This window comes from Stappia sp. 28M-7 (assembly GCF_014252955.1).
Taxonomy (GTDB): Bacteria; Pseudomonadota; Alphaproteobacteria; order Rhizobiales; family Stappiaceae; genus Stappia.
Window position 1 is genome coordinate 45,035 of the sequence record NZ_JACMIA010000004.1, and the last position, 24,460, is coordinate 69,494.

The following is a 24,460-nucleotide window of genomic DNA, read 5'->3' on the forward strand; positions in this document are numbered from 1 at the left end:
CCGGCGCGATGACGGTCGCGCCGGCTCATCTCGTTAACAAGCGACAAGCAAGGTCACACGGCATGGAAGTCATCAGAGCATTTCGCAATCTTGACCGGCACGGCCAACAGCGCGCGCCTGAGGTCATCGAGGAAGAGGTGCGGCAACTTGAACCGCATCTTGTACGCTTCCGCGAGAATCTCGTCCGGCTCGAAGTCGTCGCCTCCCAAACGAGGGGCAAGACGCGCATCAAAGTCAGCCTGCGCCTGCAACTGCCATCGGGCGTGATCGCGGCGCAGGAAGAGGGGTTCGAGATCGAGCCTGTCCTGCGCAAGGCCTTTGCCGACCTGCGCCACCAGGTCGATCGGCATGTGGCGCGCCTCAAGCACGAGCCGGAGTACAAGCGTCCCGCCCGCCGGCGCCGGATCGGCGCCCCGCTGCCGCCCGCGCGGGATGCGGCGGAGGCGGAGCGGCGCCAACTCTTCTTCGACCTGATCGAGGATCATCTCGATACGGTCTACGACACCGTCAGGCGTGAGTTGACCTATCTCGAATGCAGCGGATCGGTACCACAGGGCTATCTTGCCGTTCGCGATATCGTCGATGCGACGATCCTCAATGGGCTCGATCGCTTCGAGCGGCGGCCGACCGAATTCTCCGTCCGGGACTGGCTGACGCAACTGGCCTTCGAGACCATCGAGGCCGAGGCGCAGGCCGCGCGCCGCGCGGTGCCCGAGGATGCCGCCCCGATCGACGTGGCGCCCGAGGTGCTGGCCGGGGAGCCTACTGAGTCGGATGAGGAGATGTTCGAGTTCTACCAGCCCGACGACGTGCTGCTGCTCGAGGAGCTCATCGCCGACGACGACGGCACGGATCCTGAGACCGAAGCGAATCGGCATGAGATCGGCATGGCGCTGCACCGGGCAATCGCCGATCTTTCGCCGGCCGAACGCCGCGTTCTCTATCGGCTCCACCTAGACGACGCCACGGTTGCGGAGACGGCGGACCTCTTGGGCCTTTCCGAGGCAGAGGTCAAAGAAATCGCAGAGAAGGCGGGCGAGACACTGCGCGCGAAGCTAGTCGAAGCCGGGCTGATCTCCGAGGCGACGGAGCTCGCGCGCGTCGAACGGGAAATCGCCCATGCAACGCGCCTGCCCCAGCCGATCGACGACCGCTGCCGCCTGGCCGCCGCGCTGGCCGGCGAGGGTGCCAGCTCCGGCACCTGACTCGATACCTGACAACGAGATAGACCGATGACGACAACCTCTGAAACATCTTCGATCACGATGCAGACCGTGATGTGCACCCTGTCCCGGAACTGGTGGGCCTTCGTGCTGCGCGGCGTGCTCGCGCTGGTTATCGCAGTGCTCGCCTTTATCATGCCGGCGGAGTCGCTGCTTGCCCTGACCCTGGTGTTTGGCGCCTTCTCTTTCGCCGACGGGTTGTTCGGGATGGTCGCGGCGATACGCAATATCCGCAAGGGCGAACGCTGGGGCTGGCTGCTGTTCAGCGGCATTCTGGGCTGCGCCACTGGTGTCGTGGTCGTGGTCTCGCCCTTCGTCGCGACGCTCGTTCTTGCGATCTTCCTGTGGGTCAGCATTGCCTTCTGGTCCGTATTCTCAGGCGTCATGGAGGTCGTATCGGCCATCCGCCTGCGCAAGGAAATCAAGGGCGAAATCTGGCTCATCCTGAGCGGCCTAATCTCGGTCGCCCTGGGTGTCGTCGTGACCTGGATGCTGCTGACGCGCCCGCTCGAAACCTTCCTTGCCCTTGGCTGGCTTCTCGGTTTCTACGCCACTTTCTTCGGAACAATGATGATCCTGCTCGGCTTGCGGCTACGCCGCGAAAATCAGACGGACCGCGCCAAGGCTCGTGACGCCGACCAGCCCGCTGGCACATGACGCACTCGAGGAAGACCCGGCGGCCCGTTGATGACGAGGACGATTTCACCCGGTGGGACGAGACGATCTTCGATCGTTGTCTCAAGGCTGGCTTCAACCCGTTCGGCAGCGGTCCAACACCGGTCTTCCTGCGGCAGGCGAGCCAAAAACATAGCTTCCAGACGCCCGATATTCGGCTGAAGAACGGTTTCGACGAGGACGATCGCCAATGAACTACAGACTGCGCGACGTTGCCTATCTGGTTGTCGCCGCCGCCTTGGGAATCGGCGTCTATTTCATGTTCCGCGCCATGTATTTCGTGGAAGAGCCTCTGCCGTTCGCCCAAGAGATGACGCTGGTCTTTCTGGGCGCCGTCGTCACGATCGCGCTGACGGCGGCTCTCCTCAATCGTCAGACAGAGCTCGAGCTTCAAAAAGAAGGAAGAGTGATAATCCTTCAGCAGCAGTTCGGCGTATACATGTCCTGCATAGAAAAGGTGGCGGAAATTGTCGAAAACGTAGGTCATGATGCCGCACTGATCGATGACCTGAAGATTCTCAATCACAAGCTGGCCATAGTGGCCAGCAAAGAGGTTGTGACTCGTTTTGAGGTCGTTCTCGAAGCATTGTTGTCCGGTTTCGCGGACGGCGCGCTGTCAGAGAGTGACGGCAAGAAGGTGATGCAATCCGTCGCCGATCTAACGATGGCGATGCGGTCTGATGTCCTTCACAACATGCCTCCAACGTCAATGGATACAGCGTGCGCCATTCGCCGAAATTCGAGCCGAATGGAACAACTTGACGATCTCAATTTTGAAGCGGAGGTCGCTACGATTAAGAAGGAGGAAGATCATGATGCGCGGCCATAACCGCCCGCCCTTTCCGCCGAAGATACCCGGGACCAACATGAGGTCGTGGGACGTTCCGACCGCGATCATTTACCGGCCGGCACGTTCCGCGATGACATCGGCGCCGCGGCCTAACTACTGGATACTGGAATTCGAGCCGTCGCGCCCGCCCCACATCGAGCCGCTGATGGGATATACCTCCAGCGACGATCCCTATCGTCCGATCCGGCTGAAGTTTCCCGACCGCGAAAGCGCTGTGGCATTCGCGGAGCGGCAGGACTGGCGCTACCTCGTGCGCGAGGACACGACTCACCGACGTGCGCCGCACCACTGGCGGGGAGAGGAATGGCATCGGCTCTACAAGGGAGCCGATGCGCCGGAAGCCTATCGTATACCGTCCCGCGTGGATCACGGTCGCACGGATCACCGCCTCCGGCGCGCGGTCGAGGAGAAAGGCACGGTGGACCTGTCGTCGCAAGAACAGGCCGAATTCGATCCGGTGCTCGAAGCCTCGCTCGAATCCTTCCCGGCCTCCGATCCCCCGGCCTGGACGGGCGTGACGATAGCCGGGAAAGAACAATGAACGGAATGTCTAGCGCGAGCGAGGATCTGCCGCTTGTTTCCCTATCTTGACAGCGTCGCGCGCCGCTACCCGCCCGTCATCGTATGGGCGGTCATCGGCATGAGCGTCCTCGCGTTCCTCTATCAGACCAGCCTGCCGCCGCACGCGCTGGATCGGTTCCTTTTCGAGTTCGCGCTGGTGCCCTCGCGCTTCTTCGGGCAACTGAGCCTCGTCGCCCCGTCGGACTGGACTCCTTTCCTGACCAACATCTTCCTGCACGGGGGCTGGCTGCACCTCATATTGAACATGTGGACGCTCTGGATCTTCGGCCCCGCCGTCGAAGATCGGCTCGGACCGGGTCGATTCACGCTGTTCTATCTGTTCTGTGGTGTGGCAGCCGGACTGGCTCACGCGCTGGCGAACCCCGACTCAGTCGTTCCCGCGCTTGGCGCATCGGGGGCGATCGCGGGCGTGATCGGTTGCTACGCGCGCATGTTTCCGGCGGCTCGGCTGGTGGTGATCGTGCCGATTCTGTTCATTCCCCTCTTCTTCGAAGTGCGCGCGGTCATTTTCGCGATGATCTGGTTTTTCATGCAGGTCATTCCCGGCTTTCTGTCGCTCGGCAGCGATCAGGCCACGGGCGGGATCGCCTGGTGGGCGCATATCGGCGGGTTTCTCGCCGGTTGGCTTGTAACGCCACTCCTGCGAAGGCGCGCCGATGCCTATCGCCACTATTATCGCGACGAGGGCATCTATGGCTTTCTGCCGGATGGCCGACGGGAAGGAGGACAAGGTCCATGGACATAATGCAGCTGTTCTGGCTGTTCTTCATCATTTCGGCGCTGCAGCCGGTTCTGCAGCGCAGGTATCTTGAGGCGATGCGCACTCGCAAGATCGCCAACATCGAGAAGAAGCGCGGCAGTCGCGTCATTCTGCTGATTCATCGGCAGGAGACCATGAACCTGCTGGGTTTCCCCCTGATGCGCTACATCGACGTCAATGACTCGGAGGAAGTGCTGCGCGCGATCCAGATGACCGACGACGAAGTGCCGCTCGACATCGTGCTGCACACACCGGGCGGCCTTGTGCTGGCGGCAACACAGATTGCCCGCGCCATTCAGGGACACAAGGGCAAGGTCACAGTGTTCGTGCCACATTACGCGATGTCCGGTGGCACGCTGATCGCACTCGCTGCCGACGAGATCGTGATGTGCGAACACTCCGTGCTGGGACCCGTCGATCCGCAACTTGGCCAGTTGCCTGCTGCCTCGCTCATCAAGGTCGTCGAGGAGAAACCCATCGCCGAGATCGACGACCAGACCCTGATCATGGCCGATGTCGGTCGCAAGGCCATTGCGCAGATCGAGGCATTCGCGAAACGTCTGCTGTCCGACAAGATGGACGAGAACCGCGCAGCGTCCGTGGCGGCGAAGCTGGCGACGGGCACCTGGACCCACGACTATCCCATCTCTGCCGATGAGGCCCGCGACATGGGCCTGCCCGTTGGAACGGACATGTCCAAGGAAATACTGGAGCTGATGACGCTCTATCCGCAGCCGGTTCGTCGCCAGGGCGGTGGCGTGGAATACCTGCCCGAGCCGCGGCAGCGAGAAGCGCGCCGCGCCATGTCCACGCGCTGAATGCTTGCATCAGCCGGCCGCCAAGACCGGCTCGTCAACGAAAGGATACAGGATGCCCACGGTCGCTTGCCCGCAGTGCAATTCCACCAACAGGGTGCCGCAAGAGCGCCTGACCGACAATCCCAATTGCGGACGCTGCGGCGCGCCTCTCTTTCAAGGCAGGCCCGTCACGCTTACAGCGGCTAATTTTGACCGTCATGCGAATGCCGAACTGCCCTTGCTCGTCGATTTCTGGGCCGAGTGGTGCGGGCCATGCAAGATGATGGCGCCCCAATTCGAGGCGGCGGCGCAGTCGCTCGAACCAAATTTCCGCCTCGGCAAGCTCGATACGGAAGCCGAACAGAAGATCGCCGGCCGCCACGGGATCCGCGGCATTCCCACCATGATCCTGTTCAGTAGCGGGAAGGAAATTGCGAGAACGAGCGGAGCAATGCCTGCCGCGCAGATAGCGCAGTGGGCGCGCTCGCACGTCTAGAGTTTACAGGTATTGGCCTTACCTGCGCCATGCCATCAGGAGAAGAACATGCATGGCGTGACCGGATTTGTCGAAAGTGCGGCCTTGTTGGTCTTTGCCGCGTTCGTGCTCGTGACGATATGTTCACGGATCGGCGTGCCCAGTATCGTCGGTTACATTCTTGCCGGCATAGTCATCGGACCTGCCGGCCTCGGCCTGATTGCGGAGAGCGCTGCCCTGAGCAGCATTGGCGAGATCGGAGTGGTACTCCTGCTGTTCGCTCTTGGCCTGGAATTCTCGTTCGAGAAGATCGTAACGCTCAGGAAGCATGTCTTCGGTCTTGGAGCCGTGCAGGTTGCAGTCACGACGATAACGGTGTCGTTGGTAGCGAGTCTGATCTTCGATCTCGCGCCCCTCCCCGCAATCCTCATCGGCGGGGCCGTTGCCATGTCATCCACGGCCATGTGCCTCAAGGTGCTCGCAAGCGCGAACGCTCTGGGATCGGCCCAAGGGCGTCTGGCCATTGCAGTGCTTCTGTTTCAAGACTTGGCAGCTGTCGCATTCCTGCTTCTGCACGATTCGATGAGTGGAGCCGCCGAGGGACATGGCGTGATAACGGTCGTCGCCAGTGCAATGGCATTGGTTGCAGCTCTGTTCATTGCCCGTGGCCCGTTGCAGGTGCTTGCCCGTTGGGTAGCGTCGCGTGGCGATCCGGAACTTGCCCAGCTCCTCGCGCTCACCATTGCGCTCGGGTCTGCGATTGTCGCGGCCTCCGCCGGTCTTTCTCCGGCACTCGCTGCATTCGCGGCCGGCATGATTATCGGCGAGGGTGACGCGCGCCATGCTGTCGAGAACGAGATTCGGCCCTTCCGCGATTTGTTTGTCGGGATTTTCTTTGTCGGCATCGGAACGCAATTGCCACTTTGGATCATTCCATCTGTATGGCCTGTGGTGCTGATCTGGCTCGCGATCATATTCGCGGGCAAGACGCTGATCGTTTTGGTCGTCGCCCGACTGTTCGGCGAGTCGCTTCAGAGCTCATGGCGCACTGGGATCATCCTGGCCCACGGAGGAGAATTCAGCCTGATGCTGCTGTCGGTTTCCTCGACCTCAAGCATTGTTGCAGAGGAATTCGCTGGTCCTCTACTCCTCGCGATTGGCATGAGCATGCTGGCCGGGAGTGTCATGGTCAGATGGGCGGGGCTAAAGGTTTAGCGGGACCAAAACAACTAGACCCGGCTGAATGAGCGAACCGGTTGAATCTTGATGCAACGTTCTTACCTAAGCATTTTTCGATCACTCACCAGTCATAATCGGCAGCAGCGAGGTAGTGGAGACATAGACGAGAAAGATGGCGTCGATGCCGTGAGCAATAGTGTCCCAAAGCTCATTGACGAGCCGCGGCGCATGCTTCTTTATGGGAATGCTTTTAGCGTGGAGAAGGCTATTTCTACTGGATTTAAGTCGGAGTTGTAGTCCTGGAAAAGGTGCATTTGGAGGCCGGCCCGTTCGATGGGCCGGCGCACGGCGGTGCGCTTATGGCTGGACAGGTTGAGGGGGCGTCCACCCCATCAATCTGTCCAGCCATAAGGGTCCGCGGACTCGCCAGATGATCGAAACAGCGGGAGCGCCGTTGCTGTTTCTTCCGCCCTACAGCCCGGACTTCTCGAAGCTTAAGGCAATGCTCAGGAAGGCAGCCGAGCGCACCATCGACGGCCTGTGGGACAGGATCGGCAGCCTGATCCCAACCTTCACAGTGCAGGAATGTGCCAATTACATCGCCGCCGCCGGATACGATGCAGCATGAACGAATTCTGCTCTAAAAGCGGAACCTATCGAACGCCGGTCGTAGCAGGTTAGTCCGCTCCTCTAGCGGGCTGCGAAAGTGTGAGAAGGTCGAACGGAGAGTAAGGCGCCACGGTCAATAAGACGGGATCGGGAAAACCAGATCATGGATGCGCACCTCGAGCGCGCCAGATTGTATTGGCCCAATCCGCGAAATCCCCATACGGGCCCGCAGCGTGTGATAGCCGCAACAGAGGCCGGACACATGTCAGCACCCGACTACGCTCCGAACTCTTCGAAAAGATTCTTCTTGCATCAACGGGGGCGTCCAGACAGGTCCATGACGATAGTTTCGCCGGGCCTGAGCGTCGGTCCCAGGACCTGTTCGACTTGGTCGGAAACGCACGACCGCGCATGGCGCCGTCGAGCAGCAAGGGTGCTGTCCTGCTGTCGGTTCGAAGAAAGGCCGATGCCGGCATTGCCGTTGGCGCGGAGGGTACCAACATAGCCACTTAATTGTCCGATGTCGTTCTTGTAGGGGCCTATGTCTTAGAACCGTCTTTCGGCATTTCCACATGGCCTGCACGCTGCTGCTCTTTCGGGTCGTAGTGGCGGGGTCTTCCTCCGTCGATCCTATTGTGGGAGTTGTGCACATGGCCTCGGCGGCATACTTCGTTTGGCAGGCGACTCATTATGCCAAGTGGTTGTCCTGATCGTAGAACGTCGATCGCATTCCATCGTATATAAAGACCATAAGCGCTTCTGTCGCATCGCTCGATTATCGTTCCGTTTGTCTCAAGCAGCGGAACGACGCCCATGACCCCCACCAAGCTCCTGATCGGCCAGATCGCCGTCGTCTTCGCCATCGTCATCCTCGGCGTATGGGCGGCGACGCAGTGGTGCGCCGACATGTTGGGCTATCAGGCGCAGCTTGGCAGCCCCTGGTTCGTCCTGTTCGGCTGGCCGGTCTATCAGCCGTGGAAGCTGTTCGAGTGGTGGTATTTCTACGAGGCCTATGCGCCGGAGGTATTCGACAAGGCCGGGATGCTGGCGGCGGGCAGCGGCTTCATGGGCTGTGCGGCGGCGATTATCGGCTCACTGTGGCGCGCGCGGCAGAGCAGGCTCGTCACCACCTATGGCTCCTCGCGCTGGGCCTTGCCGCGCGAGATTCGCAAGGCCGGCCTGTTCCGTCCGGCAGGCGTGTTCCTCGGTAGGTTCGCCGACCAGTATCTTCGCCATGACGGACCGGAGCATGTCATGGCCTTCGCGCCGACGCGCTCGGGCAAGGGCGTCGGCCTCGTCGTCCCGACCCTTCTCACCTGGACCGGCTCGGCCGTCATCCACGACATCAAGGGCGAAAACTGGCAGTTGACCGCTGGCTGGCGCGCGAAATTTTCGCATTGCCTGCTATTCAACCCGACCGACCTGCGGTCGGCCCGCTACAATCCGCTGCTGGAGGTACGCAAGGGGCCGGACGAGGTGCGCGACGTCCAGAACATCGCCGATATCCTGGTCGATCCCGAGGGTGCGCTCGAGCGCCGGAACCATTGGGAAAAGACCAGTCACGCCTTGCTGGTCGGCGCCATCCTGCACGTGCTTTATGCCGAGGAGGAGAAGACGCTGGCGCGAGTCGCCACCTTCCTGTCCGATCCGCGCCGGTCCTTCGCGGCGACGCTGCGGCGGATGATGGCGACCAACCATCTCGGCACGCCGGAGAACCCGAGGGTCCATCCGGTCGTGGCTTCGGCCGCGCGTGAGGTGCTGAACAAGTCGGAGAACGAGCGCTCGGGTGTGCTCTCCACCGCCATGTCCTTCCTCGGACTCTATCGCGACCCGACCGTCGCGGCGACGACCTCGGCCTGCGACTGGCGCATCGCCGATCTCATGGATGCCGAATATCCGGTCTCGCTCTATCTCGTCATCCCGCCATCCGACATCTCGCGCACCAAGCCGTTGGTGCGACTGGTGTTGAACCAGATCGGGCGGCGGTTGACCGAGCGGCTGGAAGGAGACCCGAAGAAGACCCGCAGGCATCAGCTCATAATGATGCTCGACGAGTTTCCGGCGCTGGGGCGGCTTGATTTCTTCGAAACGGCGCTGGCCTTCATGGCCGGGTATGGCATCCGTGCCTACCTCATTGCGCAGTCGCTCAATCAGATATCCAAGGCGTATGGCGAGAACAACGCCATCCTCGACAATTGCCATGTGCGCATCGCCTTTTCCTCCAACGACGAGCGGACGGCGAAACGCATCTCCGACGCTCTTGGCACGGCGACGGAACTCAGGGCGCAGCGCAACTATGCCGGCCACCGCCTAGCGCCGTGGCTGAGCCACGTTATGGTCAGCCGGCAGGAGACCGCGCGGCCGCTGCTGACGCCCGGCGAGGTGATGCAATTGCCGTCCGCGGATGAACTGGTGCTGGTTTCGGGCCTGCCGCCGATCCGGGCGAAGAAGCTCCGCTATTACGAAGATCGCAACTTCACGCAGCGTGTTCTGCCGGCCCCACAGCTTTCCGAAGGCGGCTACGAGGACAAACCGGCACCGCGCCCCGACGACTGGAGCGGCCAGGTGCGCGATACCGACGACCGCCTGATGCCTTCCGGCGAGGACGGTACGAGGCGCGGTTCCCTTTGTGAGGAAGGTGGGCTTCAGCAGCAGCGCCACCCGGGCTTGGCGGAAGAAGAGATTGCGAAGCCCGCCGAACCGGGGCAGCCGGATATTCCGGGACTCGATGTAGACGAGTCGGATGTCGTCGCCGACCAACGCGCCCTGGATCGGCTGTCGAAGCCGGCGCGCGTCTATGGCGTCAACGAAGCAATGGGGCCGGAGAAAGATATCCTCGAAGGATTCTGATCCCGCGCAAGCATCCGCATGTGATCGCATTCCGTCGTACATAAAGGCCGTAAGAGATTCCGGCCCATCCGGCGATCCTTGTCCTGACTTCTTCAAGACTGTCAGGGCAACACTGCATGAAGCCACGCCACAACATCTACATTGACGAGGAAACGAGCGCCGAGCTCGAAGCGCTGGCGGCCAAGCCCGGTGCCTCCAAGTCAGCCATCATCACTGACGCGATCCGCCATTACATCCGTCACCGCGGTGCCCATGCGCTCAATGAGGCGTTGAGGATCCGCCTCGATCGGCTGACGCGCGAGAACAACCTCATCCGGCGCGACATCGATGTCCTGACCGAGAGCCTCGCCTTTTTCGTGCGGCTCTATCTCACCTTCAACGCGCACACGCCGATCCCGGACAAGGCGACGCAGGCGGTCGCGCAGGAGCGTTACCAGAAATTCGTCGAGCAGGTGGGCCGTCAGATCGCCGGCGGCAAGCGCTCGCTCGGCCCCAGGGACGGGGAGGAAAACCCATGAGCACAACTGCCGAAGAACGCCGCCGCGCCATGCTGAAGACGGCGATGGGCCCGGCAATTGCCGAGGCCCTCTCCGATACCGCCGTGATCGAGGTGATGGTCAACCCCGACGGCAGGCTCTGGATCGACCGTCTCGGCGAGGGACGCAGCGATGCCGGCCTGCGTGTTCACCCCTCCGAAACCGAGCGGATCATCCGCCTGGTCGCTTCCCATGTCCGCGCCGAGGTGCATGCGGACAATCCAATTGTCAGCGCCGAGCTGCCATCGGGAGAGCGCTTCGAGGGCGTGCTGCCCCCGGTCGCATTGGCGCCGTGCTTCGCCATCCGCAAGCCCGCCGCGAAGATCTTCACCCTAGCCGACTACGTCCGTGCCCAGATCATGGTCCCGATCCAGGCCGAAGCCCTCAGGCAGGCGGTGCGGGAGCGGATAAACATCCTGGTCGCCGGCGGCACCTCCTCGGGCAAGACCACACTCGCCAATGCACTGCTGGCCGAGATCGCCAATTGCGACGAACGGGTCATCCTCATCGAGGATACGCGCGAGCTGCAATGCGCGGCGGCCGATTGCGTGGCGCTGCGCACGCGGCGGGGTGTCGTATCTCTGGCCGATCTCGTTCGCTCGACCCTGCGCCTGCGCCCCGACCGGATCATCGTCGGCGAGGTGCGGGGCGCCGAGGCGCTCGACATGCTCAAGGCCTGGAACACCGGCCATCCGGGTGGCATCGCCACCGTGCATGCCAATTCCGCCCATGCCGCTCTCTACCGCATCGAGCAATTGGTGCAGGAGAGCGTCACCGTCATCCCGCGCCGCCTGATCGCCGAGGCGATCGATCTCGTGGTGTTCATCGCCGGGCGCGGCTCATCCCGACACATCGAGACCATCGCCGAAGTCACCGGCCTCGACGCCAACGGCGATTACGCGGTGACCACGCTTTCCATGCCCCAACTGCAATCGCTCTCGTGAAAGGACATCTCATGCGCAAAAAGCTCCGATTTCTGTCGGCTACCGCCCTCACGTTTCTGCTCACGGCCCCGGCCTATGCGGCGGGCTCCGGCATGCCGTGGGAAGAACCGCTCCAGCGCATCCTGGAATCGGTTCAGGGGCCGGTGGCCAAGATCGTCGCGGTGATCATCATCATAATCACCGGCCTGACGCTCGCATTCGGCGAGACCTCGGGCGGCTTCCGGCGGCTGATCCAGATCGTCTTCGGCCTCAGCATCGCCTTCGCGGCGTCGAGCTTCTTCCTCTCCTTCTTCTCCTTCGGCGGCGGGGCGCTCGTCTGATGGATGCTGCTCGCCACATCGAGGGCTTCGAAATCCCGGTCCATCGCGCGCTGACCGAGCCGATCCTGCTCGGCGGCGCGCCGCGCGCCGTCGCCATCCTCAACGGCACGCTGGCGGCCGCCATCGGCCTCGGTCTCCAGCAGTGGATCGCCGGGCTCGGCCTGTTCGTCGCCGGGCATACGCTCAGCGTTTTTGCGGCCCGGCGCGATCCGGACTTCCTGTCCGTGCTTGCCCGCCACCTCCGACAGAAGGGGGGGTGGCGATGCTGAGCTTGGCCGAATACCGCAACCGGGCCGACCGGCTTGCCGATCTGCTGCCCTGGGCGGCGCTAGTCGCGCCCGGCATCGTCCTCAACAAGGACGGCAGTTTCCAGCGCAGCTTCCGCTTTCGCGGCCCCGATCTCGAAAGCGCGACGGACGCCGAACTGGTCGGGCTCGGCGCACGGGCCAACAATGCGCTGAAGCGCCTTGGCTCCGGCTGGGCGCTGTTCTTCGAGGCGGAGCGGCTTGAGGCGCAGGATTATCCGCGGTCCAACTTCCCGGACGCGGCCTCATGGCTCGTCGATGAGGAACGCCGCGCGGCCTTTGAAGGTGAGCCGGATCAGTCATCGCCCCGGTGGAGCGATGACCCGGCGAACGGGCAGGGCCGGCATTTCGAAAGCCGCTATCACCTCACACTTCTCTACATGCCGCCGCCCGACGCGCAGGCGCGCACCGAGAATGCGCTGCTGGATTCCGACCGGAAGGGGGAAGGGGACGGCGGCGGCCGCAACTGGCGGCAGGAACTGGCCCGGTTCCGGGACGAGACCGAGCGGGTGCTGGATTTGCTCAGCGGCTTCCTGCCGGAGATCCGCGCGCTCGACGATGTCGAGACGCTGACCTTTCTGCACGGGGTCATTTCGACAAAGCGCCATCCCGTCGCCGTGCCCGAAACGCCGATGTATCTTGATGGCGTGCTGGTCGATACGCCCTTGACCGGCGGCCTGGAGCCGATGCTCGGCGACCGGCACTTGCGGACGCTGACGATCCTCGGCTTTCCGAACGCGACCCGCCCCGGCATCCTCGACGCACTGAACCATCAGGACTTTGCCTATCGCTGGGGCACGCGCTTCATCCCGCTCGATAAGATGGCGGCGACGAAGGTGCTCACCCGCCTGCGCCGGCAGTGGTTCGCCAAGCGCAAGTCGATCACAGCGATCCTGCGCGAGGTGCTGACCAACGAGCCTGCTGTACTGGTCGATAGCGACGCCGACAACAAGGCGCTCGATGCAGACGCCGCTTTGCAGGCGCTCGGCAGTGATCGTGTCGGTTTCGGTTATCTGACGACGACCATCACCGTCTGGGACGAGGACCGGGATACCGCGGAGGAAAAGGTCCGCGCCGTCGAGCGCATCGTCAACGGCCTCGGCTTCACCTGCATTCGGGAAACGGTGAATGCCGTCGAAGCCTGGCTCGGTTCACTGCCGGGCCATGTCTACGCCAATGTCCGGCAGCCGCTCGTCCACACCCTGAACCTCGCCCATCTCATGCCGCTCTCGGCGGTGTGGGCCGGACCGGCGCGCAACGCCCATCTCGCCAAAGTCACTCAGACAGAATGTCCGCCGCTACTCCATGCGGAAACCAGCGGCTCCACACCGTTCCGCCTCTCCACCCATGTGGGCGATGTCGGCCACATGCTGATCGTCGGCCCGACCGGCGCAGGCAAGTCGGTGCTCTTGTCGCTGATCGCACTGCAATTCCGGCGCTATGCCGGCTCTCAGGTCACCATCTTCGACAAGGGCAATTCGGCGCGCGCAGCCGTGCTGGCCATGGGTGGGGAGCATCATGCGCTGGGTGCGGCCCCTGATGACATCACGAACGCGCTCGCCTTCCAGCCGCTCCGCGACATCGACGATCCGGCGACGCGAAGCTGGGCGGCTGAATGGATCGGCGCGCTGCTCGCTCATGAGCATGTCACCGTTACCCCGGAAGTGAAGGAGGCCGTCTGGTCGGCGCTGTGCAACCTCGCCACCGCGCCGGCCGAGGAGCGCACGCTCACCGGCCTGTCCGTCCTCGTCCAGGCGAACGCCCTCAAGGCCGCGCTCCAGCCCTATACGCTCGATGGCCCCTTCGGCCGGCTGCTCGACGCTGCCGAGGACCGGTTGGCGCTGTCCGACGTTCAATGCTTCGAGACCGAGGAACTGATGCATGAGGCCGGCGTCGTCCTGCCGGTGCTGACCTACCTCTTCCACCGTCTGGAGGAGAGGTTCGACGGGCGGCCGACGCTGCTCATTCTCGACGAGGCCTGGGTCTATCTCGACAATCCGCTCTTCGCCGCCCGCATCCGCGAATGGCTGAAGGTCCTGCGCAAGAAGAACGTGTCGGTGATCTTCGCGACGCAGTCGCTGGCGGACGTGGCCGACAGCTCCATCGCGCCCGCCATCATCGAGAGCTGCCCGCAGCGCATTTTTCTTCCCAACGACCGGGCCATCGAACCCCAGGCGCGCACGGCCTATGAGCGCTTCGGCCTCAACGATCGGCAGATCGAACTGATCGCGCAGGCAACGCCAAAACGGCACTACTACCTGCAATCGCGCCGCGGCAACCGGCTGTTCGAGCTGGGCCTCGGCCCCGTGGCACTGGCGCTCTGCGGCGCCTCCGATCCGTCCTCCCAGACCCTCATCGACACAATCCTGGCCGAGCACGGCAGGGAGGCCTTCGCCGTCGAGTTTCTGAGAGCCCGCGGCCTCGATTGGGCCGCCGACATCCTCGGCCCGTTCTCTCCCCAAATACAGGAGCCAACACCATGAAACGCACGTCTCTCGCGGCGCTCCTCGCCGCATCTCTTGCCATCGCTACGCCACAGGTGGGCCATGCCGCCTGGCCGGTCTTCGATGCCACCAACTACGGTCAGAATGTCCTGCAGGCGGCGCGTGCGCTGGAGCAGATCAACAATCAGATCCAGCAGCTCCAGAACCAGGCGGTCATGTTGCAGAACATGGCAAAGAACCTTCAGCGGCTGGATTTCTCCTCGCTCGGACAACTCCAGGGGGCGCTGAACCGTATCGACGGGCTGATGATGCAGGTCGACGGCCTCAGCTTCGACCTGACGCAGCTCGAAGGCCAGTGGCGGCAGCAATATCCAAGCTCGTACGATGCCACGGTCAGCACCAGCGATATCGCCACTGCCGCGCGCGAGCGCTGGCAGAGTGCCATGAACGCTTTCCGCCAAACCATGCGGGTGCAATCGCAGATCGTCGAGAACGTGCGCGTCGACGAAGGGCTACTCACCGATCTCGTCAATCGGAGCCATGGCGCCGTCGGGGCGCTGCAGGCGCAGCAGGCCGCGAATCAGCTCATTGCGCTTTCGGCCAAGCAGCAGATGCAGATCCAGACGCTGATGGCCGCCCATTACCGTGCCGAGGCAGAAGACGCCGCGCGCAAGGCGCAGGCGGAGGAAGCGGCGCGCGAGACCACGCGCAGGTTCCTCGGTTCCGGCTCCGCCTATTCCGGGAACTGACCGGCAGGGAGGCGACGCGCGATGAATGATCTCGGCATCATCGACCGGTTCATGGAGACCTTCAGCCGCTACATCGACAGCGGCTTCGGACTCTTGTCGGGTGACGTCGCCTTCCTCACCACCATCCTGATCGGCATCGACATTACGCTGGCAGGCCTGTTCTGGGCTCTGGGCGGCGAGGACAACATCATCGGGCGCCTGATCCGGAAGGTGCTCTATGTCGGCGTCTTCGCGCTGATCCTCAACAACTTCCAGAACCTTGCCGAGATCATCTACAGGTCCTTCTCCGGTCTCGGCATCCAGGCCGCGCCCGGCACGCTCGCCGCCGACGATCTGCTCAAACCTGGCAAGATCGCCGCCACCGGTTATGAGGCGGCGTATCCGCTCATCGATCAGGTCGGCAATCTCGTCGGCTTTCCGGAAATCTTCGGCAACGCACTCACCGTCTTCGTCCTGCTGCTGGCCTGGTTCCTGGTCCTCATCGCCTTCTTCATTCTGGCGATCCAGCTCTTCATCACCGTGCTCGAGTTCAAACTGACGACGCTCGCCGGCTTCGTCCTGGTGCCCTTCGCGCTCTGGAACAAGACGTCGTTCCTCGCCGAACGGGTTCTCGGCAACGTGATTTCCTCCGGCATCAAGGTGATGGTGCTCGCCGTCATCGTCGGCATCGGCTCGACGCTGTTCGCTTCCTTCACCAACGGCCTTCAGGGTCAGGAACCGGACCTTGCCGCCGCCATGTCGCAGGTGCTGGGCGCTCTGGCGCTGCTCGGTCTCGGCATCTTCGGCCCCGGCATCGCTTCGGGTCTTGTATCCGGAGCACCGCAGCTCGGCGCCGGCGCCGCCCTCGGCGCAACTGGTGCTGCGGTGGGCGCGACCATGCTCGCCGGTGGCGCGGCGCTTGCCGGGGCGCGCATGGCCGCTGGCGGCGGTCTAGCCGCCATCCGCGCGGGCACGGCGATGGGGTCTGCCGCTTCTTCCGCCTACCAACTGGGACAGGCGACCTCCGGGACGTCCGGCATGGCAGGCGCCGCGGCCGGTGTTGGTGGCATGGCGCGCGCTGCCGGCGGAGCCGCCACAAACGCCGCGCGCCAAGTCGCGGGTCGCGCCTCTTCCTCTCTGAAAGAAAGCGCCGATGCCGGACGCCGTGGCGCCTGGACGGCCACCGGCGGCACGCCGACCGCCTCCATGTCGGAGGCAAGCGCCGCATCGGCGGGCATCCCCTCGAGTTCCCCGCCGGATTGGGCGAACCGCCTGCGCTCCGAACAGGCGGCGCGTGCGCATCGGCAGACCGCCACCCAAGCCATCAAGGACGGTGACCGGCCCGGCAACGGCGCCAATCCCTCCCTCAATGACAAGGACGACTGACCCATGTTCTTCCGACGACCGATTCAACGATACGGCACGACGCCGGAGCCCGTCACTCCCTATCAGAGGGCCGCCCAGCTCTGGGACGAGCGCATCGGCGCGTCCCGTATCCAGGCAAGAAACTGGCGGGTCATGGCCTTCGGCTGCCTGGCGCTTTCCGTCGGTCTTTCCGGCGGCTTGCTCTGGCAGTCGCTGCAAAGCCGCGTCGCGCCCTATGTGGTCGAGGTCGACAAGTTCGGCGAGGCGCGCGCCGTCGCGCCGGCGATCCAGAACTACCAGCCGGCCGACGCCCAGATCGCCTGGCACCTCGCCCGCTTCATCACCAACGTCCGTTCGGTGTCCACCGATCCGGTGCTGGTGCGCCAGAACTGGCTGTCCGCCTACGATTTCGCCACCGACCGCGCCGCGCTGTTCCTGAACGACCACGCTAAGAAGAACGATCCCTTCAGCGCGATCGGCACCCGCAGCGTCTCGGTCCAGGTGACGAGCGTTGTGCGGGCCTCTGACGCCTCCTTCCAGGTCAAGTGGACCGAGCAGGTCTTCGAGCGCGGTAGCCTGGCCCGCACCGAGCGCTGGACCGCGATCCTGACGGTCGTGATCCAGACCCCGCGCACCGCCGAGCAGCTCCGCAAGAACCCCCTCGGCGTCTTCGTCAACGCCATCGACTGGTCGCGCGAACTCGACGCCACCGCGCCGCAATTGCCCAAGGAGCCCTCTCAATGAAGAAGAACATGTTCGTCATCACCGTGTCGGCGCTGGCCTTGTCCGCCTGCGCCACAAAGCCTTTGCCGCCAACGATCAGCTACGACTCCGACGACTTCAAGCCGGCCGTCATCGACAGGGAACCGGCCAGGCCGGTGAAGATCGTCGAGGTGCCGAAGGTCCTGCCATTGCCGGGCCAGCTTCTGCCGGAGCCCGGCGAGGTGGCCGAGGACAAGCGCCCGCCGACCGAGCGGGTCGAGGACGCCAACAAGGCGGCGACCCAGGAGCCGACCAAGCACGGCTATGTCAACGCCATCCAGGTCTATCCCTATACGGAAGGGGCGCTCTACCGTCTCTATGCGGCGCCTGAGCGCGTCAGCGACATTGCCTTGCAGCCCGGCGAAAAGCTCACCTCCGTCTCCGCCGGCGACACGGTGCGCTGGGTGATCGGCGACACGCTGAGCGGCACAGGCAATTCGGAGCGTACCCATGTGCTGGTCAAGCCCTTTGCGCCGGGCCTCAAAACCAATCTCGTCATCACCACCGACCGCCGCGCCTATCACCTCCAGCTTGAAAGCACCGAGAGGACCGCCATGGCGGCGATCTCCTGGACCTATCCATCCGATCAGCTTCTCGCCCTGCGCCGGCAGAACGCGGCGGCCGAGACAGCGCTGCCGGTGGCGTCCAACATCGCGCTCGAAAACATCCGCTTCCGTTACGCCATCACCGGCGACAACCCGCCTTGGAAGCCCCTGCGCGCCTTCGACGATGGCCACAAGGTCTATATCGAGTTCCCCCGCCGGATCGATCAGGGCGAGGCGCCGCCGCTCTTCGTGGTGGGCGCCGACGGCGGCAACCAGCTCGTCAACTACCGCATGCGCGGCAACTACTACATCGTCGACCGCCTCTTCGCTGCCGCCGAACTGCGCCTCGGCGCCAAGCCGCAGCAGGTGGTTCGGATTTCCCGGACCGACGGGACGCCACGGCGCACCGCGTTGTTTTCGCGCACGGACCGGTAGGGGGAGAGGCCATGACGGATCCCGCCGCACCCACGCCAAAACCTGCCGGTTCGTCCAAGCGCGATCCCGGCAAGCTGGACCTGCGCGCCGCGCCCCGCCGCGTCGTACGCTTCAGGCGCGGCCTTGTCATCGGCGTGGCCGCGCTCGGCTCCGGCGCCATCCTCGGCGTGACCATGATGGCGCTGCAAGGCCCGGCCCTGCGAATCCAGGACCAGGCCGAGGAGCTCTACAACACCGAACGCAAACCGACCCCGGACGGCCTTGCCGCGTTGCCCGGCGATTACAGCCAGGTCAAGCCGGAGACACCGCAGCTCGGGCCGCCGCTGCCCGGCGATCTCGGCCGGCCGATCCTCGAACGCCAGCGGCAGCTCGGCATCGCGCCGGGAGGATCGGAATTGTCCGCCGAGGAGCAGCGCCTCGCCCAGCAGGCCATCCAGGCGAAGGAGGCCGGCGTCTTCTTCCGTATCGAGAACCGGCCGCGGCAGGACGCGCCGGCAGTGACGGGCCAGTCCCAGCAAATGGCAGCGACGGAGACCGGTTCGCCCGATGCCAACCGCCTGGCGCTCGATCCCGAACGCGACCAGAACAACCAGCAGCGCAAGCTCGACTTCCTGAATCAGCGCGATACCGGCGGCATCTACAATCCGCACGCGCTACAGACCCCGGTCTCGCCCCATCAGGTGATGGCCGGCAGTGTGATCGCCGCGAGCCTGATCACGGGCATCAATTCCGACCTGCCGGGCCTCGTCGTCGCCCAGGTCACCCAGAACGTCTACGACACGGTGACCGGCCGCACGCTGCTGATACCACAGGGCTCGCGCCTGATCGGCACCTATGACAGCGTGATTGCCTTCGGCCAGTCCCGTGCGCTGCTTGTCTGGCAGCGCATCATCCTGCCCGACGGCTCCTCCGTCGAGATCGACAATCTGCCCGCCACCGACACCGCCGGCTATGCCGGGCTCGAGGACGAGGTCGACTACCACACCTGGCGGCTCATCAAGGGCATCGCGCTTGCCACCCTGCTCGGCGTCGGCACGGAGCTGAGCCTCGGCAGTAACGAGAGCGACCTGGTCCGGGCGATACGCGAGTCCACCCAGCAGAATGTCAACCGCGCCGGCCAGCGCATCACCGAGAAGAACCTGAACATCCAGCCGACCATCACCGTCCGTCCCGGCTGGCCGCTCAGGATCATCGTTCACAGGGATCTCGTATTGCGCCGCTACCAGGGCTGAAACCTGTCCACCGAAGCTTTAGCAAAGGAGGATCGATCATGGCCAATCTGAAACTCGGAAAACTGCCCGACCGCACGCCGGCGAAGATCACCATCACCGTCGGCGCGGACCTGAACCAGGCGCTACGGGATTATGCGATCCTCTACCGCGCCACCTATGGCGAGGCCGAGTCCGTCGCCGAGCTCATTCCCTTCATGCTGGAGGCCTTCCTCGACAGCGACCGCGCCTTCGCCAAGGCGCGCAAGGAGGGGTTGCCCGAGACGAACATCGACCAACCGGCGCGGCGCGCCCGCTCACCCCGCGCGGGCGATAGCGAAGCGGCGTCGCCCGCTGTCTCATCCGCATCGCAATTCCAGGAGTAACCTATGCAAATCGGCACCTTCACTTTGTCCAATGACGGGGGCTGGACCGGTTCCATCCGCACGCTCACCATCGACGCCAAAGTCCGGCTCGTCCCCAATGACGACCGTACCCATGACAACGCCCCGGCATTCCGAGTCCTTGTCGGCAACGCCCGCATCGGTGACGCCTGGGATGCCCGGACAACGGGTAATCACCCGAAATACTATCTCCGCCTCCGTCTCGACGACCCGAGCCTTCCCGAACCCTTCACCGCCGCCCTGTTCCCCTCCGAGGAGGGGGACCGGGCGCAGCTCGTCTGGAACAGGCGGCGGGAGGGATGAACTGCTCCGATTTGCTCTATTCCGAAATCGTTCGCAAAAGACTTCAGACGGCGATGGCTTTTGCCCATGAATTCGGAAGTCGCGCCCTTCGCGGTCGTGTGGATGTCGCGGAAGGCAAGGCGAGCCTTCCTGCAGGGGAGATTGTTACGAATCCTCGGACCATAAGCGTATGTGCCGAGGATTCGTATCATCTTCCTGCCGGGCTCTCGAAAGGGGGTGCGTCCGTGGTCGTTCCTGCCGGTGCGCCCGTCCCGGACGGCAATGGCATAGAGAATTTTGAAGTCTCCATTTTTTGATGGTTATGGACCATCAAAAGGGGATATATAGGAAATGAAAGTTGCGCATATTTTCAAAATATGCGAATTTGATGGTTATGAGCCATCAAAGAACACCAAGGCTGAAGCCCTTTCTGGAGCGCGTTCCTCCCGGCTTCCTGGTCGACGCCGCATGGCTGAAGCGCTTCGGCATCGATCCCAAGTCCATCCACGATTACGCCGAGCGGGGCTGGCTGGAGCGGGTGGCACGCGGGGTCTACCGCCGGCCGCTGCCTCATACCGATCAGGCAGGGCGCCCGCTTGTCCGACCGGAGACCGACTGGCAGCTCCCGCTGCTGTCGATCCAATGGATCATGGAACATGACGTCCATCTGGGTGGCTTGAGCGCGCTCGGCTTCCATGGGCTCGCTCACTATCTGCCGCTTGGCGGCGGGGAGCGTGTCTATCTCTATGGCGAAGTTCCCTCCTGGCTGGCCCGCCTTCCGGGCAAGGCACAGTTCGTCGTTCGCTCGCGCGTCCTGTTCGGTGACGACCTTGCCGGCGTCGAGAATGCCGAGCACCAATTCGAGAGCGCGCCGGGGGTGGGGGCGGGACATGGCCCGACCGTGAGCCCCTGGCGCTGGCCGCTCAAGGTTTCGTCCCCCGAGCGCGCCATCCTCGAAGCGCTCGACGAACTGCCAGCCCACGCGACCTTCGACAATCTGGACATGATCTTTCAGGGGCTGACGAACCTGCGTCCCAAGCGCCTGATGACCCTGCTGCGCGCTTGCCGAAGCATCAAGGTTAAGCGCCTGTTCTTCGTGTTCGCCGACCGGCATGCCCATGCCTGGGTGAAGCATCTTGACAAGAGCGCCATCGATTTCGGATCCGGCCCGCGCGCGCTGGTGAAGGGCGGAAAACTGCACCCGGTCTACCGGATCTATGTGCCCGAGACGCTTCTGCCTGCGGATGGGGACGAGGACGCGAGCCATGCGTGAACGCTATGTCGAGCAGGTCCGCTTGCTGATGCGCCTCCTGCCGGCCATTGCGGCTGAGGAGGTCTTTGCGCTCAAAGGCGGTTCGGCCATCAATCTCTTCTACCGGGACATGCCGCGTCTGTCGGTCGATATCGATCTGACCTATGTGCCGATCGAGGATCGCGCCGTCTCTCTTCAGCAAATCGATGCCACGCTCGACCGGATCATGGACTCATTCGGCCGCAGCAACAGGGATGTGCGGCTCCAGCGCATCGCTGGCGGCGGGAACCTGGAAACCCGCATCATGGCCTCTCGCGGTGCGGCGAGTGTGAAGATCGAGACCTCGCCTGTCATGCGCGGAACGGTGCTGTCGCCGGTGCCGATGAGGGTTTCGGACGCGGTGGAGGAGGCCTTTGGCTTCGCCGAGATGCCGGTGCTCGCCTTCGAGGACCTCTTTGCCGGCAAGCTGCATGCCGCCCTCGACCGCCAGCACCCGCGCGATCTCTACGATGTCCACCTGCTCTATGAGAATGAGGGGCTGACGGACGATTTGTTCCGGGTCTTTCTGGTCTATGTCTGCGCGTCCGGCCGTCCGCCGCACGAACTGCTGGCGCCACCGGCTATCCCGATAGAAGAACTGTACACTGAGGAATTCGTTGGGATGACGCGGGAAGAGATCGCGCTGTCCGATCTCGAAACGGCGCGAACGCGCCTGATCACGGATGTCCGAAGGCGTCTGACCGACAACGCAGCGGCATTCTTGATGTCGCTTCACAACGCCGAACCGGATTTCGCTCTCATCGACCTGCCCCAGGGCGAACGGCTCCCCGCCATCCAGTGGAAGCTTCTCAACTTGCGCAGGCTCAAGGCAGAAAATCCAGCCAAGCATGCCGAGCAGGGAGAAATGTTGAAGGCGCTGTTTGCCTAAAGGAGGCGTGGGAGAAGACCAGGGTATATAACGGCCATAAGAACTCGGCTGCTTTTGCGCGATCCTTATCCAGTATGCATCAATACTGGAAAGGTTCGACCCATGACGGAAAAGGAGGACCAGGCGGCCGCGCTCATCCCGCCCCCGGCGAACGACAACGGCACCGAGCAACGGGCGGCGCAAGAAGCGGAGCGGCACCTGGACACCATCGCGCGGGCCATCGGTCGCCATATCGCCCGCGAACACATCAGGGCCTGGGAGCAGGAGCGGCGGAAGCGGGCGGCCAACGACAACCGGCCAAAGGAAGAGGGGCGGGAACCGGACGGGTGAAATCCGCCCTTGAGAGAAAGGAAAGTCTTATGACCCGCGTTGCGCTATACGCCCGCTATTCCTCGGACAATCAGAGCGTTTCCTCCATCGAGGATCAGTTCCGCATTTGCCGGGACCAGGCGGCGCGGGAGAAGTGGAAAGTGGTGGGCGCCTACAAGGACGCCGCCATTTCGGGCGCGAGCGTCACCTTGCGGCCGGGTATCCAGGCGCTCTTGCAGGACGCGCAGGCGGGCAAGTTCGACACCGTGCTGGCAGAGGCGCTGGACCGCATCAGCCGCGACCAGGCCGATGTCGCCATTCTCTACAAGCATTTCAAGTTTGCCGGCGTGACGCTCGTGACGCTTGCCGAGGGCGAAATCTCCGAGCTCCATGTCGGTCTCAAGGGCACCATGAACGCCCTGTTCCTGAAAGACCTTGCCGCCAAGACCCACCGTGGTCTGCGGGGCCGCGTCGAAAAGGGAAAGGCGGGCGGCGGCCTCTGCTATGGCTATGACGTCGTGAAACGTCTCAACGGCGATGGTGAGCAGGTGCGCGGCGAACGGAAGATCAACGAGGCCGAGGCCGAGATCGTCCGCCGCATCTTTCGCGAATTCGCCGCCGGCAAGAGCCCCAAGGCCATCGCCGCCGATCTCAACCGCGACGGTATTCCCGGTCCCAATGGCAAGGCTTGGGGAGACACCACCATTCGCGGCCATGTCTGCCGGGGCACCGGCATCGTCAACAACGAGCTCTATGCCGGTGTGCTGGTCTGGAACCGGCTCCGCTACATCAAGAACCCGGCGACGGGAAAGCGCGTCTCGCGCGTCAACCCGGAGTCCGAATGGATCAGGACCGAGGTGCAGGAACTGCGCATCGTCGACGAAGACCTGTGGCAGGCGGCGCGGCGGCGGCAGGAGGAGATTTCCAGGCAGTTCGAGAATGTCACCAAAGGCGTGCGCGCTTATCGTGCCAAGCACGTCAACGAGCTGCGCCGCCCCGCCTTTCTGTTCTCCGGCCTACTCAAATGCGGCTGCTGCGGCGGCAATTACGGCATCATCACCCGTGACCGCTATGGCTGTCTCAATCGTTATCGGCGGGGTACCTGCGACAACGGCCATACCATCCGTCGCGATGACATCGAGCAGCGTATTCTGTCCGGCCTTACCGAACGGCTGGTTTCGGCCGAGCGGGTCGCCAAGGCCGTGCGCGCCTATGCCGAAGCGCTGAACAGTCAGAACCGTGAACGCCGGGCGCAGGTGGAGCTTGACCGTAAGGCGCTGGAGAAGATCGAACGCGGTATCGCTGGCATCATGGCAGCGATTGAGGACGGCATGTATCAGCCGGCCATGAAGGATCGGATGGAGGAACTGGAACGCCAGAAGGCGGATGTCCTGGCGCGCATGGAACAGGCGCCCGAGGATGTCCCGGACATCCACCCCAACATCGCCGAAATCTACAAGGCCAAGGTGACGCAGTTGAGCGAGGCTCTGGCCGATCCCGAACTGCGCGATCAGGCCGCCGAGGCGTTCCGTGCGCTGGTCGACGAAGTGATGCTTGAGCCCGGCGACAAGCGCGGCGAGGTCAACGCCACCTTACGCGGCGAGGCGATGAACATCCTCGACATCGTTTCCGGGCGCAAAAGCCGCAACAGACCCCAAGTTATAACAAAAGACGTTGCGGGCCCCCGCAACCA

Annotated in this window: 26 protein-coding genes and 1 pseudogene; all 27 read left to right on the forward strand. The window is 63.6% G+C overall.

Annotated elements, in window-relative coordinates:
- Positions 1–62 precede the first annotated feature (62 nt).
- Positions 63–1,205: an RNA polymerase sigma factor gene (locus H7H34_RS23005; protein ID WP_185926890.1), complete on the forward strand. Its 1,143-nt coding sequence runs from the start codon at positions 63–65 to the stop codon at positions 1,203–1,205.
- 27 nt (positions 1,206–1,232) lie between these two features.
- Entirely contained in the window at positions 1,233–1,880 is a 648-nt protein-coding gene (locus H7H34_RS23010) for an HdeD family acid-resistance protein (RefSeq protein ID WP_140056108.1), read from the forward strand.
- Positions 1,877–2,092: a hypothetical protein gene (locus H7H34_RS23015; protein WP_185926908.1), complete on the forward strand. Its 216-nt coding sequence runs from the start codon at positions 1,877–1,879 to the stop codon at positions 2,090–2,092. Before H7H34_RS23010 ends, H7H34_RS23015 begins: the two co-directional genes overlap by 4 nt.
- Complete coding sequence (locus H7H34_RS23020; RefSeq protein WP_086466670.1) at positions 2,089–2,727, forward strand: hypothetical protein; 639 nt, start codon at positions 2,089–2,091, stop codon at positions 2,725–2,727. The genes H7H34_RS23015 and H7H34_RS23020 overlap by 4 nt, the downstream gene beginning before the upstream one ends.
- Positions 2,711–3,289 carry an NADH dehydrogenase ubiquinone Fe-S protein 4 gene (locus H7H34_RS23025; RefSeq protein WP_086466671.1) on the forward strand — a complete coding sequence of 193 codons (579 nt, stop codon included), beginning with the start codon at positions 2,711–2,713 and terminating at the stop codon, positions 3,287–3,289. Before H7H34_RS23020 ends, H7H34_RS23025 begins: the two co-directional genes overlap by 17 nt.
- A gap of 33 nt (positions 3,290–3,322) precedes the next feature.
- Positions 3,323–4,075, forward strand: a complete 753-nt coding sequence (locus H7H34_RS23030) for a rhomboid family intramembrane serine protease (protein WP_185926891.1) — start codon at positions 3,323–3,325, stop codon at positions 4,073–4,075.
- Complete coding sequence (locus H7H34_RS23035) at positions 4,075–4,908, forward strand: SDH family Clp fold serine proteinase (RefSeq protein WP_245165648.1); 834 nt, start codon at positions 4,075–4,077, stop codon at positions 4,906–4,908. The genes H7H34_RS23030 and H7H34_RS23035 overlap by 1 nt, the downstream gene beginning before the upstream one ends.
- A gap of 52 nt (positions 4,909–4,960) precedes the next feature.
- Entirely contained in the window at positions 4,961–5,383 is a 423-nt protein-coding gene (gene trxC / locus H7H34_RS23040) for a thioredoxin TrxC (RefSeq protein WP_041375351.1), read from the forward strand.
- A 48-nt stretch (positions 5,384–5,431) separates the two neighbouring features.
- Positions 5,432–6,577 carry a cation:proton antiporter domain-containing protein gene (locus H7H34_RS23045; RefSeq protein WP_086466674.1) on the forward strand — a complete coding sequence of 382 codons (1,146 nt, stop codon included), beginning with the start codon at positions 5,432–5,434 and terminating at the stop codon, positions 6,575–6,577.
- A gap of 358 nt (positions 6,578–6,935) precedes the next feature.
- Positions 6,936–7,169: pseudogene (locus H7H34_RS23055) on the forward strand (transposase); the annotation flags it as partial.
- Between the two features lie 794 nt (positions 7,170–7,963).
- Complete coding sequence (locus H7H34_RS23060; RefSeq protein WP_185926893.1) at positions 7,964–10,000, forward strand: conjugal transfer protein TraG; 2,037 nt, start codon at positions 7,964–7,966, stop codon at positions 9,998–10,000.
- A gap of 116 nt (positions 10,001–10,116) precedes the next feature.
- Positions 10,117–10,518 carry a ribbon-helix-helix domain-containing protein gene (locus tag H7H34_RS23065; protein ID WP_185926894.1) on the forward strand — a complete coding sequence of 134 codons (402 nt, stop codon included), beginning with the start codon at positions 10,117–10,119 and terminating at the stop codon, positions 10,516–10,518.
- A complete protein-coding gene (gene trbB, locus H7H34_RS23070; protein ID WP_185926895.1) occupies positions 10,515–11,480 on the forward strand; it encodes a P-type conjugative transfer ATPase TrbB in 966 nt (321 codons plus the stop codon). The genes H7H34_RS23065 and trbB overlap by 4 nt, the downstream gene beginning before the upstream one ends.
- 11 nt (positions 11,481–11,491) lie before the next feature.
- The gene (locus tag H7H34_RS23075; protein ID WP_085126703.1) at positions 11,492–11,800 is read left to right on the forward strand and encodes a TrbC/VirB2 family type IV secretion system protein; all 309 of its coding nucleotides are present in this window, start codon (positions 11,492–11,494) and stop codon (positions 11,798–11,800) included.
- On the forward strand, positions 11,800–12,069 hold the full coding sequence (locus tag H7H34_RS23080) for a VirB3 family type IV secretion system protein (protein WP_185926896.1): 270 nt from the start codon (positions 11,800–11,802) through the stop codon (positions 12,067–12,069). The genes H7H34_RS23075 and H7H34_RS23080 overlap by 1 nt, the downstream gene beginning before the upstream one ends.
- Positions 12,063–14,588 (forward strand): conjugal transfer protein TrbE, encoded by a 2,526-nt coding sequence (gene trbE, locus H7H34_RS23085; protein ID WP_185926897.1) that lies wholly within the window; start codon positions 12,063–12,065, stop codon positions 14,586–14,588. The genes H7H34_RS23080 and trbE overlap by 7 nt, the downstream gene beginning before the upstream one ends.
- Positions 14,585–15,298, forward strand: a complete 714-nt coding sequence (gene trbJ, locus H7H34_RS23090) for a P-type conjugative transfer protein TrbJ (protein ID WP_142849562.1) — start codon at positions 14,585–14,587, stop codon at positions 15,296–15,298. Before trbE ends, trbJ begins: the two co-directional genes overlap by 4 nt.
- A gap of 21 nt (positions 15,299–15,319) precedes the next feature.
- Positions 15,320–16,663, forward strand: coding sequence for a P-type conjugative transfer protein TrbL (gene trbL, locus H7H34_RS23095; RefSeq protein ID WP_185926898.1), 1,344 nt, complete (start codon positions 15,320–15,322; stop codon positions 16,661–16,663).
- A gap of 3 nt (positions 16,664–16,666) precedes the next feature.
- On the forward strand, positions 16,667–17,386 hold the full coding sequence (gene trbF, locus H7H34_RS23100) for a conjugal transfer protein TrbF (RefSeq protein ID WP_086466199.1): 720 nt from the start codon (positions 16,667–16,669) through the stop codon (positions 17,384–17,386).
- Positions 17,383–18,384: a P-type conjugative transfer protein TrbG gene (gene trbG, locus H7H34_RS23105; protein WP_371811474.1), complete on the forward strand. Its 1,002-nt coding sequence runs from the start codon at positions 17,383–17,385 to the stop codon at positions 18,382–18,384. The genes trbF and trbG overlap by 4 nt, the downstream gene beginning before the upstream one ends.
- Before the next feature lie 11 nt (positions 18,385–18,395).
- Entirely contained in the window at positions 18,396–19,616 is a 1,221-nt protein-coding gene (locus H7H34_RS23110; RefSeq protein ID WP_185926899.1) for a TraB/TrbI/VirB10 family type IV secretion system protein, read from the forward strand.
- A 38-nt stretch (positions 19,617–19,654) separates the two neighbouring features.
- On the forward strand, positions 19,655–19,978 hold the full coding sequence (locus tag H7H34_RS23115; RefSeq protein ID WP_185926900.1) for a DUF2274 domain-containing protein: 324 nt from the start codon (positions 19,655–19,657) through the stop codon (positions 19,976–19,978).
- Between the two features lie 3 nt (positions 19,979–19,981).
- Positions 19,982–20,299 carry a DUF736 domain-containing protein gene (locus H7H34_RS23120; protein WP_185926901.1) on the forward strand — a complete coding sequence of 106 codons (318 nt, stop codon included), beginning with the start codon at positions 19,982–19,984 and terminating at the stop codon, positions 20,297–20,299.
- Complete coding sequence (locus H7H34_RS23125; RefSeq protein ID WP_185926902.1) at positions 20,296–20,595, forward strand: hypothetical protein; 300 nt, start codon at positions 20,296–20,298, stop codon at positions 20,593–20,595. Before H7H34_RS23120 ends, H7H34_RS23125 begins: the two co-directional genes overlap by 4 nt.
- A gap of 77 nt (positions 20,596–20,672) precedes the next feature.
- A complete protein-coding gene (locus tag H7H34_RS23130; protein ID WP_185926903.1) occupies positions 20,673–21,551 on the forward strand; it encodes a type IV toxin-antitoxin system AbiEi family antitoxin domain-containing protein in 879 nt (292 codons plus the stop codon).
- Positions 21,544–22,458, forward strand: coding sequence for a nucleotidyl transferase AbiEii/AbiGii toxin family protein (locus tag H7H34_RS23135; protein WP_086466205.1), 915 nt, complete (start codon positions 21,544–21,546; stop codon positions 22,456–22,458). Before H7H34_RS23130 ends, H7H34_RS23135 begins: the two co-directional genes overlap by 8 nt.
- Before the next feature lie 74 nt (positions 22,459–22,532).
- On the forward strand, positions 22,533–24,460 hold a 1,928-nt coding region (locus H7H34_RS23140; RefSeq protein WP_245165651.1), incomplete at its 3' end, for a recombinase family protein.

Coding starts and splice junctions, on each gene's coding strand:
- H7H34_RS23135 (WP_086466205.1), top strand. CDS start 21,544: ATGCGTGAACGCTATGTCGAGCAGGTCCGCTTGCTGATGCGCCTCCTG.
- H7H34_RS23075 (WP_085126703.1), top strand. CDS start 11,492: ATGCGCAAAAAGCTCCGATTTCTGTCGGCTACCGCCCTCACGTTTCTG.
- H7H34_RS23130 (WP_185926903.1), top strand. CDS start 20,673: ATGAGCCATCAAAGAACACCAAGGCTGAAGCCCTTTCTGGAGCGCGTT.
- trbF (WP_086466199.1), top strand. CDS start 16,667: ATGTTCTTCCGACGACCGATTCAACGATACGGCACGACGCCGGAGCCC.
- H7H34_RS23045 (WP_086466674.1), top strand. CDS start 5,432: ATGCATGGCGTGACCGGATTTGTCGAAAGTGCGGCCTTGTTGGTCTTT.
- H7H34_RS23110 (WP_185926899.1), top strand. CDS start 18,396: ATGACGGATCCCGCCGCACCCACGCCAAAACCTGCCGGTTCGTCCAAG.
- H7H34_RS23035 (WP_245165648.1), top strand. CDS start 4,075: ATGCAGCTGTTCTGGCTGTTCTTCATCATTTCGGCGCTGCAGCCGGTT.
- H7H34_RS23060 (WP_185926893.1), top strand. CDS start 7,964: ATGACCCCCACCAAGCTCCTGATCGGCCAGATCGCCGTCGTCTTCGCC.
- H7H34_RS23115 (WP_185926900.1), top strand. CDS start 19,655: ATGGCCAATCTGAAACTCGGAAAACTGCCCGACCGCACGCCGGCGAAG.
- trbG (WP_371811474.1), top strand. CDS start 17,383: ATGAAGAAGAACATGTTCGTCATCACCGTGTCGGCGCTGGCCTTGTCC.
- trbB (WP_185926895.1), top strand. CDS start 10,515: ATGAGCACAACTGCCGAAGAACGCCGCCGCGCCATGCTGAAGACGGCG.
- H7H34_RS23065 (WP_185926894.1), top strand. CDS start 10,117: ATGAAGCCACGCCACAACATCTACATTGACGAGGAAACGAGCGCCGAG.
- H7H34_RS23120 (WP_185926901.1), top strand. CDS start 19,982: ATGCAAATCGGCACCTTCACTTTGTCCAATGACGGGGGCTGGACCGGT.
- trbJ (WP_142849562.1), top strand. CDS start 14,585: ATGAAACGCACGTCTCTCGCGGCGCTCCTCGCCGCATCTCTTGCCATC.
- H7H34_RS23125 (WP_185926902.1), top strand. CDS start 20,296: ATGAACTGCTCCGATTTGCTCTATTCCGAAATCGTTCGCAAAAGACTT.
- H7H34_RS23080 (WP_185926896.1), top strand. CDS start 11,800: ATGGATGCTGCTCGCCACATCGAGGGCTTCGAAATCCCGGTCCATCGC.
- H7H34_RS23015 (WP_185926908.1), top strand. CDS start 1,877: ATGACGCACTCGAGGAAGACCCGGCGGCCCGTTGATGACGAGGACGAT.
- H7H34_RS23005 (WP_185926890.1), top strand. CDS start 63: ATGGAAGTCATCAGAGCATTTCGCAATCTTGACCGGCACGGCCAACAG.
- H7H34_RS23010 (WP_140056108.1), top strand. CDS start 1,233: ATGACGACAACCTCTGAAACATCTTCGATCACGATGCAGACCGTGATG.
- trxC (WP_041375351.1), top strand. CDS start 4,961: ATGCCCACGGTCGCTTGCCCGCAGTGCAATTCCACCAACAGGGTGCCG.
- H7H34_RS23020 (WP_086466670.1), top strand. CDS start 2,089: ATGAACTACAGACTGCGCGACGTTGCCTATCTGGTTGTCGCCGCCGCC.
- trbE (WP_185926897.1), top strand. CDS start 12,063: ATGCTGAGCTTGGCCGAATACCGCAACCGGGCCGACCGGCTTGCCGAT.
- H7H34_RS23025 (WP_086466671.1), top strand. CDS start 2,711: ATGATGCGCGGCCATAACCGCCCGCCCTTTCCGCCGAAGATACCCGGG.
- trbL (WP_185926898.1), top strand. CDS start 15,320: ATGAATGATCTCGGCATCATCGACCGGTTCATGGAGACCTTCAGCCGC.